This is a genomic window from Paenibacillus hemerocallicola (assembly GCF_006265175.1).
Classification (GTDB): Bacteria; Bacillota; Bacilli; order Paenibacillales; family NBRC-103111; genus Paenibacillus_AB; species Paenibacillus_AB hemerocallicola.
Genome location: NZ_VDCQ01000076.1, coordinates 10,259 through 24,831, shown reverse-complemented (window position 1 = coordinate 24,831; position 14,573 = coordinate 10,259). Strand labels below are relative to the sequence as shown.

Here is a 14,573-nt window from a genome sequence, read left to right as displayed (position 1 = left end):
CACGCAACTACTACATTACGAAAGTCCGACGCAACATCGTCCATTTAGAGGACATTGCGGGACTACAGGGGGAAAATGCTCATGATGTACAAACGATGGATTGCGACTATGGGGGCTACCATTCTTCTCGTACCTCTGCTTGCAGCTTGCGGGAGCAGCTCGTCGAATTCCGATGCCAAACCCGCCGACAACGCCGATTCCAATAAAACGGAGCCCAAAACGGCGGCGGCGGACTCGTTCGGCTCGGACGAGAAGGCCGAAATTCTTATCCGCGTCGGAATATCCGACGAACAGTTCGAGCAAAAATACCGCAATGTGCTGAAGCAGAAATTTCCGAACGTTACGTTCACGAAAGCGCCGACCACCATCAAGCTGCAGGACCAGTTGGCCGCTACGCCTCCCGATCTGTTCGATCAAGGATATACGAATTTGCAGGAGCTGACGAACCTCGATCTGGCGCTGAATCTCGATCCGCTGGTCAAAAAATACGGTGTCGACCTGAATCGGTTCGACCCTTATATCATCAAGGACGTACGCTCCTACTCCGTAAACAAAAACGAGCTGCTGCTCATTCCGTTCTCCGTCCAGCCGTTCGTCCTTCATTACAACAAGGATCTGTTCGACAAGTTCGGGGTCGCGTACCCGAAAGCGAATAGTACGTGGCAAGATCTGATCGAGCTGTCCAAGAAGCTCGCCCGTAACGAGGGGGGAGTCGCCTACCGCGGACTCGATGCCGGGTTGAACGTGAATCGGATGCAGAAGCAATTGTCGCTGCCGTTCGTCGATGCCAAGACGTGGAAATCGCTCGTGGGCTCGACGCCGGGCTGGAAAACGCTTTATCAAACGTATGCGGATATTTACGGCGTTCCCGGCAACTTCCCCGAGGGGGCCAAACATGGAGACGGGCGGAAAGCGTTTCTGGAGACGAAGACGTTGGCGATGTACCCTCATATCGTGATGGTCACCGATACGGATTTCGTCCAAGCGGCGCAAGGCGGCTTCAAGCTCGGTATTACGACTTACCCCGTGTTCAAGGATAAGCCGGGCGTAGGGACCGGCCTGTTCGGCGGCGGGCTGGCCGTCAACAAGCTGTCCAAGCAGCAGGATTTGGCCTTTAAAGTAGCGGTGTACTACTCGTCCGACGAAGTCCAGAAAGCGCTGAGCAAAATGGGCTACGTAACGCCCCTTGTCAGTCCGGACGTACGCAAAACGCTGTTCGAGGGCAATCCGCTGGCCGCCGGGCTCGATTTGAACGCGATCTACGGCACTCGCGCCGCCGACCCGTACGAAAGAACGGACTGGGACCAGAAGGCGTTCGACATCGTCAATGCCGGCATGCAAAACTTCTTCACCGGCAAGACCGATATCAACTCGACGATGCGCGAGGTCGACGAGAAGATCGAAAAAATGGTTGCCGATCAAAAGGCGCAAACCAAGTAAATGATTCCTGTCATAGACATGTAGTGACACCGTCCCCCGGGTATTGGTATACTGGGGTCAAAAGGCCGACAAGCCGAAAGGACGGGATGAGCCGTGCAGTTGAAAATGTTCGTCTCCAGATGGGGAATGAGCGACCCGCTGCCGCAGCTGTTCGCCAAATCGGCGGAGGCCGGTTACGAGGGCATGGAATGCGGAGCGCCCGACGAATCGGAGGAGGCGCAATTCCGGGCGCTTCTGAAGGAGCACCGCTTCGACTACATCGCCCAAATTCATAGCTCCGGGGACGATCTGATCGCCGATTTCCGGCGCAAGGCGGAGCGCGCGGCTTCCTTCGCGCCGACAATTATCGTATCCCACAGCTCCCGCCATGGTCTTAGCTTTGATGAGAACAGGCGCTTTTTCGAGAAAGCGCTTCTCGTCGAGCGGGAAATCGGCATCCCGATCGCCCATGAAACCCACCGCGGCCGCGCCATGTTTACGCCTTGGACGACGGCGGAGCTGCTTCGCGAGTTTCCGGAGCTGTACATCGCGGCCGATTTCAGCCATTGGTGCAACGTATGCGAAAGCTTGCTGGACGATCAGAAGGCTCATCTCGATTTGGCCATATCCCGGGCAATCCACATTCACGGCCGGGTCGGCCATCGCGAAGGACCGCAGGTGTCGGACCCGAGCGCGCCGGAATACGCCGAGGAGCTTCGCGTTCATCTCGGCTGGTGGATGGATATCGCGCGCAGGCGGCGCGAGGACGGCACGGCGGAGCTGACGTTCAACCCGGAATTCGGCCCGCCAGGGTATATGCCGACGCTGCCGCATACACGTCAGCCGCTCGCGGATCTGTGGAAAGTCAGACTTTGGATGAAGCGGCGTTTCGAGCAGGAGTATGCGAACTTGTAGCATGACGGTGTATGTTCAGAATCTTCGCTCGCATCATCACCGGATTTCCAATAATCCCACAAAGCGGTGCCTTTGCTCCGGTGCTTTTCCAGATACTTTGCGGGGACTCCGAATCTTATAAAGATTGAAAAAAGCCGCGGTTTTCCGCGGCTTTTTGTCCTGCTTGCCGAGTTTGCCATCAAGCGCGTACGCCCAGCCTCCTCCTCCAAAATGCAAATGGAAAACATACATTTATTTTCGGCCATAACAAGAAAAACAATAAAATAACTGGAATATGTACAGGTAAAATCGCTCAAAAGGACAATTCTGCCACTATGCTCGTAAATAAATGGATGTTTTCCATTTGATGCTGCACGGATAACTGGTCTGCCTGCAATACATGTACTTTTTCCATTTAATGAACTTCACACATGCATAATGCTTGCCTATACATCTGCTGCAGGCACGTCTTCACCTCCTCGGCTCTCTCTTGTGTCCGCCCCCACTCCTCAAATGCTTTGAGTCGGCCTTCACTTTCCACAACACTTTGAGTCCGCGCCTCCATCATCACCATGTCTCCATGACGCCGGATCGCCTTTTGTCGCAATTCTCGCCCCATAAGCACATTCCGGATAGACTCCTACTCGAAACCATAGACGCAATATGTGCTTGACCGCCATCACCAAGTTCCTGATCGCGCGCAAAAATACGTGCAAAAAAGAGCTCCCACGACAAGGGGCTCTTCGATGCAAATGGGTGCGGCTTGCTGCTATAGAAACAGCTTTTCCAAAGTCCGGGCATAAATCCCGTGACCGTACTCGTTCGGATGGTTCACGTTGTTGATCAACAGGCTAGCATGCGATTTTCCCGCCGCGAGTTCCGCCTGCCAGCCGAGCTGCACATCGGCGATCCCCGTCCCGTACCGTACGGCGAGCCTGCGCAGCGCCATCGCGTAATCCGCAACGTTGGCGCTGGCGAATATCCAGTCCGGATTCGGCACGCATGGCGTGATCAATATGAGATCCGCTTCCGTATCCGCCCGGATCTGCTCGATCATCGAAGCTATATTCCGCTCGAAAGACTGCGGAGAAATGGAATTGGAGCCGTCCTCTTTCCGGTTTTGATCGTTCATGCCGTATCCGATCAATACGAGATCCGGCCGCTCCGCGATCACGTCGTCATGCAATCGCGTCAGTGCCCTTGCACTGGCCTCTCCGCCGATCGCTTTGTTCTTCAGCTCGATCAGGGCTTCAGGGAAACGGGAACGCAGCGATTCGGCGAAGCGAAATGCAAATTTGTACCGGACGTCGCCGATTTCCGCACCCATGCTGATACTGTCTCCGAACACGACGAAGACTGCCGACTCTCCGGCTGCCAGCCTTTGGCGAATTTTGTCCAACCCCGGGGAAGCACCGGCGTTCCATATGGCGGGAGTCCGAGTCGAAGGCATGCTCGCTTCGTCCGCCATTTTGTCGGAAGCGGCGTCAGACGTACATCCGTCATCAGCGATTGCCTCATACCCATAATCCGCATAAACCGTATAGGCCGAATTCGAAATCGTCTTAAAGTCACGGTGATCGAATCCGCTCCTTCCGTACAAAGGGTGTTCTCGCCAGTCCGGAATCCGACTGGACGCCGTCCTGCCCACGGTCCCGTTCGCTGTATGGAAGACATAGTCTGCCCCATCCTCGAACCACACGTTGTCCGGGTGATCCGGATCCACTTTGCTGCGCAGCCTCGGCTTACCGGCGGCATGAGGCGCGTAACGCAGCGGCTGGGGCTCCGCACCTTCGAAAACCATACTCTCCCCGATCTGCTCTCTAAGAAACATCGCTCGATCGCCCCTATCTCCACTCCATATCGCTCTCGCCATCCGTTTTAAACGATTTGCAGCTCGACGCCCAGCACTTGCGCCGCTTTGCGTATTTTCGCATTGACATGTCCTACGCCGAGCGCGAAGTGGTGGGTCGGCCCCGCCGAGCACCATTTCTCCACGAACTCGGCTACGCCGCAAGTAAATTTGCATCGGGTATTGGTGTTGCCCGTTCTCGGGATTTCGCCTTTGATCGATTCCCCTTCGATGGCGATCATCTTGTATTTGCCGTCCGCCGTTTGCGAGATGCCGAGCAGCGTAACCGGACCTGCCTGAATGCTGAATTCCACGCCGATTCCCGATCCTCTCTTGCCGTGGAACAAATCTAACCCGCGGATGATCGGCTTTCCGTCGCTGATCTCGATATTATGCGGACCGTCGTGGCCGACCAGCACGACATCGTCGATGAAATCGCACGGGTGAAGCTCGGCGAACGATCCGCCCGCGCCCAGACGATCCATAATGAGCATCGCCGCGCATGTTTTCAGGTCCGCTTCGCCGGCGAGGGGTATCCCTTTCGCGGTCAGCAGCGAGTTGCCGAGCACCATGTTCGAGCCGATCCGCTCGTACTCGTTATTGTCGAGTCCGCGGTAATAATACGCGAGCCCCGTCAGCCCGTATTCGGCGATCAGCTTATCCAGTCCGACCGCAACCTTGGCCGACCATTCCAGATCCTCCTGCTTGATCGGACGCGTAATCGGATCGATGAACGGATCGGCGACCGTAAATACGCTTCCGATCTCGTCGAGTTTGTCCGCCGTCTCCTTAGCCGTCGCGCCGTTCACGAGCTTGGCCAAATCGCACATTTCCAGCATCTGGACATGGGAGCCGAAGGCGGATGTGAACGCCGTCGGATCGGAGTTCATATCGTACATCCCTTCGTACGTATGCCCCATATAGCCGATTTTGCCGTACTTGAACGCACGGCGGACGTTAGCCGCCTGGCACCATGCCCTGAGCTCGTTCATTGCCCGAGGGTCGTCGTGCAGCGTGCCGACGATCATGCCCGCGGCAGGCTTTCCGGCGCGTACGAGAACGCCGCCGATTTCGGGCAGCGAGCAAATATTGTCGTTCGCCAGCTGCATGTACGTCGTCGTATTGCGGTAGTCGAGCCGTTTCATCGGCTGGAGCGCGACGAGAACCGCGGGCACGGACAAATTCAGAATCGGCGTAGCCGCCGAGGATGAGGTTACATACGTGCTCAGGAAGCAAAACAACAACTCGATATCCCGTTTCTTCAGCTCGGAGGAAGCCGCGAATGCCCGGTCGACATTGTCGACGAAGCCCGCCGATACGACCTCGACCCCGAACGATTCCAGCATCGCTTCAAATTCGCGTCCATATCCCTCCAGTTCTTCCCTCAGTCCGGGAAACTGCTCCCAATAAGGCTCATGGCCTACCGTAATTACGCCTACTCTCGCTTTGTTTCTTGGAAATGCCAAGCTCATAGTCGCCGTCATCCTTTCGCTCATCCTGCACTTTAAGCTTACGTGCTGCCGGCATGGCGAAACAATGAGCGCTGCACCTTTTTTTTGAACGATACTACGATTATTGCGACTACGATTCGACCGACAAATCGATGCCGACGACGCCGATCCGCCTTCCTTCCGCATCGGTTACGGCTGTGGAAATGGTTAGACACGGCCGCTTCGTAATGGCCGATATATATACTTTGGAAACGAACGCGCCTTCCTCCATCGCGCCCTTCCACCATTCGCGCTGCTTGGCGTTAAGCAACCCGGCAGGCGGCTCGGAGAAAATAAACGTCCCGTCGGCGCGGTTCGACCAGATTGCCTGAATGCCGGGGGTTTGCCTCATATGCGACGTCAGCAGCCGGTCGTGCCGCCCGGCGTCGAGAGTCGCGATCTCCGCGCTGGCGGCGACTGCGGCAAGCGAGCTTTTCAAATGGTCGATCTGCATCGACTGCAGCCTGTTATCGGACGGGACATCTCCCGAATCCGACACCGCCGCGCGCAGCTCGGCCGCTTCTTTCAGCAAATTGTCACCGATCGCGTTCAAAGCCCCGATCTGATCCCGCTGTTCGGATACATGCGACAGCATCATATCCACGTCCTCGATCGTCTCGTTGATCGTTCCGACGGCGCGGTCCAGCTCTCCGGCAGTACTACGGATCAATCCGACCTGGCGGTAAGAAGACTCGACGGCTTTTTCCACAATCGTTCCCGCATCGGATACTTTCTCGTACAGCAGCTCGACCCGCCTTCTCACTTCCCCCACTTCCGCAACGCCTCGGGTAACGGCTCGCTTCTCTTTCTCTACAGCCTTCACGACTTCTCCCACGCCGCCGGTAATTTCCGCGAGCAGCGACGAAGACTGCACGACAGCCCCTTTGCTTTGATCGGCCAATTGCCTGATCCGCGAAGCGACGACCGCGAAGCCTTTGCCGTACTCCCCCGCCCTCGCCGATTCGATCGAAGCGTTCAGAGCGAGCAGCGACGTTTCCTCGACAATGCCCACCAACGCCGCGTTCATCTCTTCCACTTTGGACAAATGCCCGATCAAACCGTCAATCTCGGTAAGCATCGCCGAGTTGAACCGCTTTATTTCGTCCATCATCCGATCCGTATTGTGCAAATATTGCACAACCTCGGTAACGACAAGGCTCGCATCGGACATTTTCCCGTTCATCCGGTCGGCCATCGCCTGTATTTCATTGGTCGCTTCCGTAACGTCGTTCATTTGCCCGAACGCCAGCTCGATGTACTGCTTCGCCGCCGTGCTTTTGCCGCGCAAGCTCATTTCACGCTCGTGGGAGTAGTCGGCCAACCGCTGCAGCTCGCGGCTTTGACGGGTCATTTCCTCCATCGCCGCGCCAAGCCGATCGGACGCCACCTGCATGTCGTACTTCAAAGATTGAATCGTTTGCTTCAAAGAATGAATTTGCCCGTTCTTCTCACGGCCCTTTCGAAATGAAAGACCGAAAACCGACGTTGCCGTTTGTTTTTCTCCCCCCATATGTACACTTCCATTCCTAATAATGTTATTTTTCATAACATTATATCAAGCGAATTCGCAAAAAGGAATACGTTTTCAAGCTGTTGAGCCAGTCCATCATAGAATGGAAAACTAAACGAGACCGGGAATGCGCAAATTCGTACCGTCTGATTCGGGGGCTCATCCTTCCTCCCCGTTTGACGGAAAGCTCCCCATATGCTAATATTCGATTGTACACAATTTAATTTTAAACTATACATTGCCGTTTGTAGTTCAATTTATGTTGCGGAGGCTGCGATGAACCGGGATGACGCGCTGAGACTGGACAACCAGACATGCTTCGCCTTATATGCCTGCTCCCGCGAAATTACGAAGCTGTACCGGCCGTTTCTGGACGAGCTGGGCATCACGTATACGCAATATGTGGCGCTTCTCGCGTTATGGGAGCAAGACGACGTAACCGTCAAACAGCTGGGGGCGCGATTGTATCTCGATTCCGGCACCTTGACCCCGCTGCTCAAAAAAATGGAGGCCGCGGGTCTGGTCGAACGGGTACGCGACCCGTCGGATGAGCGGAACGTGCGCATACGGCTGACCGGAGGCGGACAGAAGCTGAAGGAGCGGGCATATGAAGTGCCCGGCAAGGCGTTTTGCCGGGCCGGCGTTCCGGCGGAGGAGTCCGAGGAGCTGCGCGACCGGCTCGCCGCCTTCCTGCGACGCATTCACCAAACAACGATGGAGGAATGAACGATGAGCGTTTACGATTTCAAAGTCAAAAATATTCGCGGCGAGGAAGCAGGTCTCGACCAATACGAGGGCAAAGTGCTGCTGATCGTCAACACGGCGAGCAAATGCGGCTTAACGCCCCAATATTCCGACCTGCAGAAGCTGTATGAGCAGTACAAGGACCGCGGCGTAGTCGTTCTCGGCTTTCCTTGCAATCAATTCGGCGCGCAGGAGCCGGGCACGAATGAAGAAATCCATACGTTCTGCCAACTGAATTACGGCGTAACGTTCCCGCTGTTCGACAAGATCGACGTACTCGGACCGGAGCAGCATCCGTTGTACGGTTATTTGACGGAACAGGCGCCTTTCGAAGGCTTCGACCCGGAGAACGAGAGAGGCAAGCGCCTCGCCTCCATGCTCGAGCGGGAAGGAAAGCTCGAGAGCAACGACATCAAATGGAACTTCACCAAGTTTCTCGTCGACCGCGGCGGCAACGTAGTCGGAAGGTTCGAGTCTCCTGTGGAACCTGCAGTCATCGCTCCCGCTATCGAGGCGCTGCTGTAGCGCCGGACTCCGAAAGAGACTAATTTTTCCGTGAGGCGACCGAATGTCCCGCGCCCTCGACGAAACAACCCCCGAAACCGCAATGGTTCGGGGGTTGTCGTTTCTCAAGTCGCTTGGCGCGCTTTCCGTTCCTATTGGGGACGAGATGCTACGGCTGCGCCGGCTGAATCGTCACCAGATTTTGCACCCATTCCGCGGGATAACCCAGCTTATACCATTTCTCCAGTTTCACCTTGTCTCCCAGCTCGCCCAGTATCGACTGGCCGCCGGCCGCCCTGCCCAACCAGTTGTTGAAAATGTAGACGCCGTCATAATCCGCTTCGTAAAATTGATGCGCCCTCAGCATGTATTGCTGCTTGCCGACGCTTTCGTGTCCCGTCGCAACGCGGATACCGCGCTTCAGCAGTTCTTCCTCTTGACGGGTCAGATCGCTTCCGGAGAGCGTACCGTTAATATTGCCGTACAGCTTGACGCCTGTTCCTTCCGTCATCTCTTGAAAAGTATCGATTTCGCCGAAAAATGTTTCATGGCCGAGCGTGCAGACGACAAGCGTATCGATCAGCCGCTCCTGAATCCACGTCTCGATGTCCAGGCCATTTTGAAAATAAGTGTCAAAGGGGATACGCACCGAAATTTGATAGCCCGCCAGCTCTTGCCGCACATCCTGCATGAAGTCGGTCATGACGTCCGCTTTGAACTCGTTCCACCTTTGCTGACCTTGCGGTGTAGTCTCCAGCCGCGGATCGACGCCATATTGTTGGACGTAGGCATCGGTCAGTATCGATTCATAGCCCAATACATTCGGATATCTGCAATAATCCAGCTCCACGCCTTTCAGAAGCGGCTGCCCTTCCTCATCGGTCACGGATGCTGCTTCCTTCAACACATCGATCACGTATTGTCTGAACTCGGCGTATGCATAGCTCATCCGAACGTCCGAGGCGCCGTTGCTTTTTTTCTGCAAATAACCTTTATTCGCATATTCGGTATACAAGTTGCCATTCAGCCACGGATACACATTCTGATTGTAAAAGGCGCCCATTCTCAGAGAGGCGTAGGCATCAAGCCCCAGCTCATTCGCCCGCCCGGCAACAATGGTCAGCGGATCCTTGCCCGCATCGATGTAACCGTATACGACATCCCTGACCCGTTTGTCACCGTCCCGCATCAGATTCTGCTCCTGCTGCGGAGTCAGGCTGGCGTAAGGACGACCGGCGACTTCGCTGTCCCGCAGTATAAGCATCGTTGTTCCAAGCGCCCAATAGAGCGAGTTCGCATCCTGACCTTCAAAGAAATTGACGGCATTGTTCAACAGACTTTGTTCGTTATTGTAGCGGCCGCTAAAATAGTCGCTGTAGCCGTCATTGTTGTAAATGACCCGTTTCCCCGCTTCGCCTTCATCCGGCTTCGTGTATAGCGCGATCTCCTCCGGAGACAGCCCTTTCAGCTTCACATAAGCGATTCTTGCCCGTTTGCCGGGGATCGGGGACAAGGAAACCGTACCGTTGCCGAAATCCGAAGCAAGCGCAAACACTTCCGCTATCGCCTTGCTCCCATATGGCTCTCCGGGCGAGACGCCATCCATGTCGATCTGCCGGGATACCGTGCCGTCGGAGACGATCATCCCTTCGGTTCCGGTCACATAGCCGATATAGACGCCATACCAGCCATTCAAGCCGACCGGCAGCTTGAGGGCGGCACCGTACGTGCTCTCGATTACTACACCGCCGCTGTTAATGCCTTCGTAGTTGTAGTCGGCCAGCGTCCAACCGGCTTGCCAGGAAGGCTTCCCGGAGGAATCGACGGCCTGATCGATGTCCGTAAATAAATACACTTGGCCCGTTACGGCCGTAGCGTGCTGATCGGGCAGCAATACGGAAACGGACGGATGAACGTCCACCTTGTAGGAAGCTTCGCTTTTCACGACATTGCCGTCTTTTAATTTCAGAGCCAAATCCATCCATCCGCTTCGGCCGGGCGCGGCCAATTGCAGCGATACCGTATTGCCGGTCACCGGCTGCTGAAGCTGGTCCACGACTAGACCGTCCTGCGTCAAAGTCGCTTCGAGCGTTAGCGGGTTCGTGGCAAAACGCAGCGGATCGGCATCGAATAACGGAACGACCGCCGTAATCTCCTCGGAATCCGAATCAGGCAGCACGGTCGCTCCGGCGATCAACGGCTGAAATTCGCTCCATTCCGGCAACATGCTTTTGACCAGCTTGATCCGGTCCAAATGAACGATTGTTTCCCCTGCGGCGCCTGCCGCCTGATTGATGATCGATACCCGGTCGGCTTGCTGTACGGGCACTCCTGCACCGGACCAGTACCCGAGCTTGCTCCCGTTGCGCGTGACGATCAACCGGTCATGCTCATCGTAGGCGATACCCCAGTTATCGTAATATGTGGCGGACAGCAAGCCCTTTTCGATAACTTCGTAACCGCCGTCGCCCTTGCCGATGTAGAGCTTATCGTCATCGTTGTACACGAGCTTGTACAGCTTGCCGCCGGCAACGACTTCCACCATAAATCCTTGCTCCGCTCCCGCTGTGCCGGGTTCGACGAGAGTAGCCATTCTCGCATCGAATTCCAGCGCCCACGGCCCCGCTCCGATGTCGAAGCCCTTGGTCATCCGCACCGCATTGGCCGCAGTTGCGCGGGCATAAGTCAAATACCGTCCTTCTTCGGCGTACACCATTCCCCCGACGGTACCGTTCGTCCGCCCGTAGTCGGTAAAATATGCGTCGGCGACGGGAGCGTAGACCGACCAATTGGCCGTCTGAAAGCTCGAAGCATCGTCGTTCAGCAGCAGATTCGGATCGCCGAGCACCGTCTTGTACAGCTTCACGTAGTCCAAATATACCTCATTCGTACCCGACTCCCAATTGAGCGGCACATTGGCGATCTGTACCCGATCGGGAATTCCCGAGACCGACGACGAGACGTTGACGAATGTCGCCACGACGGCGTTATCGAGCTTCACGTACACCGTATCCGCTCCGTTGAAGGCGATTTCCCACTTATGGAAGGCGTCGTCCTCCGGCATTTGCACTTGCTTTCTCGTGGCGGCATTGGCCATAATTTTATCCGTATCGTTAAACGTGATCTTGTACCGTTTCCCGGCGGCATATATATCGAAATAAACGCCCCGGTCCGCATGGTTGGCGGAAGGCTTCATCAGATCGACGAATCGGGCGGAGAACTCCAGCGTCCACGCTCCGGTACCGATCGGCACATCTTTCAGTATCCGTACGTATTTTCCTTGAATCGTCGCTTGCTGATTTCCATACAACAAATATTGTCCCTGCGGAACCGCTTTCATTTGTACGCCGTTCGGATTGCCAAGCGAATTGCCGCCATCCGTAATGTATAACCCGTCAATGGGAGTAAGCGACCTGGACCATCCCGTATCGCTCAGACTGGAAGCGTTATCATCGAACAGCATATCCGTCGGAATGACTTGTCCGCTCGAGTGCATCGTAAGATGGTCGATATAGACCTCGTTCGTGCCGGATTGCCAGTTCAATGGGGCATTCAGGATGACAAGCTCGTCTGCCCGGCCCGATACGGCAAAGCCTAAACCCGTAAAGGTCGCCGCCGCGTTTCCATCCAGCTTCACGGTTACCGTATAATTTCCGTCATACGCGATTTCCCATTGATGAAACGCGTCGTCATCGGGCATGGCTGCCTCTTGCTGGACGTAGGCGCCCGATGCGTTCGTCATCGCCAATATTTTGTTCGTATCGTTGAACGTGATTTTATATTCTTTCCCGCCCGCGAAAATTTCGAAGCTGATCCCGCGGTATGCGGGATTCTGACCCGGCTTCATCAAATCGACGAACTTGGCCGAGAAACCGAGCGTCCATGCACCGGGACCGATCGGCATCTTTTTGGAAAGGGTCGTATACGTCGACGTCGCGCTGGCGTTCTGATCCCCGTACAGCAAATATTGTCCCGGCGGTACGGTCTTCGTGGCGATCTGATTGGGATTGCCTAGCGAATGGGAGGAGTCGACGATATAAACGCCTGTCGCCGGCGGTATTCTCCTGCTCCAGCCTGCGGCCTGCAAGCTCGTTGCATCATCTTCCAATCGTAATACACTTCCTTCCGGCGGCTCGGCAAATGCGGTGTTCGCAAACCCGGTAAATGTGGAAAAAGGCCATATTCCGACGATGGTAAAAACTATGATGAGCATGCTGATCCTTCTGCGCCATTTAATGCTTAACATGTCGCCACCTCGATCCTATTGATTTTCCAAGATCGTTCCCTCTTAAAGAGAGGACAGGGGACTGCCATGCGAGCCTCCTGTCCTGATCGTACGCCTCCGGTACTTCCGAGCGAAAATTATTTTTTGGCCGCTTTCAGCTCTTCGATTTTTTTGTTGGCTTCCTCGGTTCCTTCGCGGAATGCGGTATTGATATCCGCATTTCCCGTCACCACTTTTTTGTAAATCCCGTACAGCGCGGTTTGGGCGGTCGCGGTAAATTCGGAGAACGGCTCGTCCGGAACGGGCGCGAATTGCTTCGGCATCAGGACGCCGACATTTTTGCCTTTATAGAAGGCGGACTCCTGCCCGAATTGCTGGAGGATCGATTTGTCCTTCAGAACCGGCAGCAAGGTGCCTTGCTTCGTAGCGGCCGTCTGGAATTCGGCCGAGGTCAAATAGGCCATCGCCTCGAACGCTTCCTCCTTATGCTTGCTCGTATTGAACATGGAAATAAGGAACGGATATGGCTGATAACCAACGCCCGGCTTGTCTTTGATCGACGGGAAGGAAGTGAAGTCCCAATTGTTGCCGAGACCGGCAAGAGACTCCTCTCCGAGCAAAGTGCCTCCCGGCTCCAGCATGGCAACCGTCTGTTCCTTCAGGAACAAACCGTTGAGCACATTCGATTCGATCGACAATTTGTCGAACCCGTAGCCGGGAAGCTCGTATATGCGGAAAATGTCCTTCAAATAATTTTTGAATTCGCTAGTGTCGAATGCGACCTTTTGCCCCGTGCCGTCGAACAGCTTCTGCGATACTTGGTTCAGCCTCATCAAATGGACGTAGGATGCCAAAAATCCGCGATATTGCACTCCGTTGTCATTGCGCGTCAATCGCTTGGACAGCTCGTATACGTCATCCCAGCTCATGCCGTCCTTCGGATAGGCGACGCCGAATTTATCGAATATCGTTTTGTTGTAATAGAGCGTGTTGGGAGCCATATAGATGGGCAGACTGAACAGCTCGCCTTTGGTCGATAAGCTGCGGACGGAGCCGACCGCCGACGGGTCCAGCTGGTTCAAATCGTATTTGTATTGCTTGATAAGCGGAGTCAAGTCGAATTGAGACTCGTATTTCCTTATCGTCGTCTCGAAGCCCGGACCCGGAGTCGTCATGATCAGATCCGGCAAAGTACCGGAGACGACCATTTCCTCCAGCTGCTTCGGTCCCTGGTACGAAATCGCCTTGACCTTGATATACGGATATTTTTTCGTGATCGGTTCCGCGAACACTTTATCGTTCTGTTCCTGGGACCACGTTCCGTTGTAGTGAAAAATGGATATTTCCACAGGCTCTCTCGGTTTCTGCGTCTCGCTGCCTTTCTCGCTTTCACCGCTTGTACTGCCCTTTCCCCCGCAAGCCGCCAATAAGGAGACTACCATTGCGCTTGCCAGCGATACGCGAATCGACTTGTTAATCATCTGTATGCATCCCCCAGTTTGATTTTAATAGGTCCAATCCCCTTCAAGATAAGCGTTCATCCTTCATCCTGCAACCGACCCTTCCTTCGGTAAATGGCTACAAATCTATCGCCTCCTTTCATGCAACCAACAGTCGCTTCTCCGTTATCGAATATCCGTCCTTCTTTGCCGTCGTGATCCAACAATACCGTTATGGATTCGGTCAGTCGAATGGAAAAGAATTTGGAAAGCGCTATCAAAGCAACAAATCGAAACACGTTCGCATCCGCGACTGTGGTTGTGCAACTTGCAATATGGTCGGACCACTTTGTAACAGGAAATCGTTTTCTGTCGCTCGGATATTATGGTCATACCATCATATGTAATAATTGATATGATAAACGTTAATGCGCGGGACGTCAATATGTAATTTGGGATCTTGCGCTTAAATCTGATTGCATAAGCAAAGCTGCCGAAT

Annotated in this window: 9 protein-coding genes; 4 read left to right on the top strand and 5 right to left on the bottom strand. The window is 54.8% G+C overall.

All coding sequences use genetic code 11. From position 1 onward, the window contains the following. The first annotated feature begins 81 nt into the window (after positions 1 to 81). Complete coding sequence (locus FE784_RS34630; protein ID WP_176706727.1) at positions 82 to 1,440, top strand: ABC transporter substrate-binding protein; 1,359 nt, start codon at positions 82 to 84, stop codon at positions 1,438 to 1,440. Positions 1,441 to 1,533: 93 nt separating this feature from the next. After that, entirely contained in the window at positions 1,534 to 2,334 is an 801-nt protein-coding gene (locus tag FE784_RS34625) for a sugar phosphate isomerase/epimerase family protein (protein WP_139606824.1), read from the top strand. A gap of 748 nt (positions 2,335 to 3,082) precedes the next feature. On the opposite strand, the gene FE784_RS34620 is transcribed toward FE784_RS34625, so the two are convergent. The 3 genes from FE784_RS34620 to FE784_RS34610 all read right to left on the bottom strand — a co-directional run bounded on the left by FE784_RS34620 (position 3,083) and on the right by FE784_RS34610 (position 7,162). Next, the gene (locus tag FE784_RS34620; RefSeq protein WP_176706726.1) at positions 3,083 to 4,144 is read right to left on the bottom strand and encodes an SGNH/GDSL hydrolase family protein; all 1,062 of its coding nucleotides are present in this window, start codon (positions 4,142 to 4,144) and stop codon (positions 3,083 to 3,085) included. 47 nt (positions 4,145 to 4,191) lie between these two features. After that, on the bottom strand, positions 4,192 to 5,634 hold the full coding sequence (locus FE784_RS34615; protein WP_139606822.1) for an L-fucose/L-arabinose isomerase family protein: 1,443 nt from the start codon (positions 5,632 to 5,634) through the stop codon (positions 4,192 to 4,194). 109 nt (positions 5,635 to 5,743) lie between these two features. Next, complete coding sequence (locus FE784_RS34610; RefSeq protein ID WP_176706725.1) at positions 5,744 to 7,162, bottom strand: methyl-accepting chemotaxis protein; 1,419 nt, start codon at positions 7,160 to 7,162, stop codon at positions 5,744 to 5,746. Positions 7,163 to 7,438: 276 nt separating this feature from the next. Between FE784_RS34610 and FE784_RS34605 the strand changes: the two genes are divergently transcribed. Both FE784_RS34605 and FE784_RS34600 read left to right on the top strand, forming a co-directional pair. Next, positions 7,439 to 7,888 (top strand): MarR family winged helix-turn-helix transcriptional regulator, encoded by a 450-nt coding sequence (locus FE784_RS34605; RefSeq protein WP_139606820.1) that lies wholly within the window; start codon positions 7,439 to 7,441, stop codon positions 7,886 to 7,888. Positions 7,889 to 7,891: 3 nt separating this feature from the next. Then, positions 7,892 to 8,431, top strand: coding sequence for a glutathione peroxidase (locus FE784_RS34600; RefSeq protein ID WP_139606819.1), 540 nt, complete (start codon positions 7,892 to 7,894; stop codon positions 8,429 to 8,431). Positions 8,432 to 8,579: 148 nt separating this feature from the next. Here FE784_RS34600 and FE784_RS34595 read toward each other — a convergent pair whose 3' ends face one another. Beyond that, positions 8,580 to 12,518 carry a glycoside hydrolase family protein gene (locus FE784_RS34595; RefSeq protein WP_139606818.1) on the bottom strand — a complete coding sequence of 1,313 codons (3,939 nt, stop codon included), beginning with the start codon at positions 12,516 to 12,518 and terminating at the stop codon, positions 8,580 to 8,582. Positions 12,519 to 12,772: 254 nt separating this feature from the next. Then, positions 12,773 to 14,116 (bottom strand): ABC transporter substrate-binding protein, encoded by a 1,344-nt coding sequence (locus FE784_RS34590; protein ID WP_139606817.1) that lies wholly within the window; start codon positions 14,114 to 14,116, stop codon positions 12,773 to 12,775. Positions 14,117 to 14,573: the final 457 nt, after the last annotated feature.

Coding starts and splice junctions, on each gene's coding strand:
- FE784_RS34630 (WP_176706727.1), top strand. CDS start 82: ATGATGTACAAACGATGGATTGCGACTATGGGGGCTACCATTCTTCTC.
- FE784_RS34620 (WP_176706726.1), bottom strand. CDS start 4,144: ATGTTTCTTAGAGAGCAGATCGGGGAGAGTATGGTTTTCGAAGGTGCG.
- FE784_RS34615 (WP_139606822.1), bottom strand. CDS start 5,634: ATGAGCTTGGCATTTCCAAGAAACAAAGCGAGAGTAGGCGTAATTACG.
- FE784_RS34610 (WP_176706725.1), bottom strand. CDS start 7,162: ATGGGGGGAGAAAAACAAACGGCAACGTCGGTTTTCGGTCTTTCATTT.
- FE784_RS34605 (WP_139606820.1), top strand. CDS start 7,439: ATGAACCGGGATGACGCGCTGAGACTGGACAACCAGACATGCTTCGCC.
- FE784_RS34600 (WP_139606819.1), top strand. CDS start 7,892: ATGAGCGTTTACGATTTCAAAGTCAAAAATATTCGCGGCGAGGAAGCA.
- FE784_RS34590 (WP_139606817.1), bottom strand. CDS start 14,116: ATGATTAACAAGTCGATTCGCGTATCGCTGGCAAGCGCAATGGTAGTC.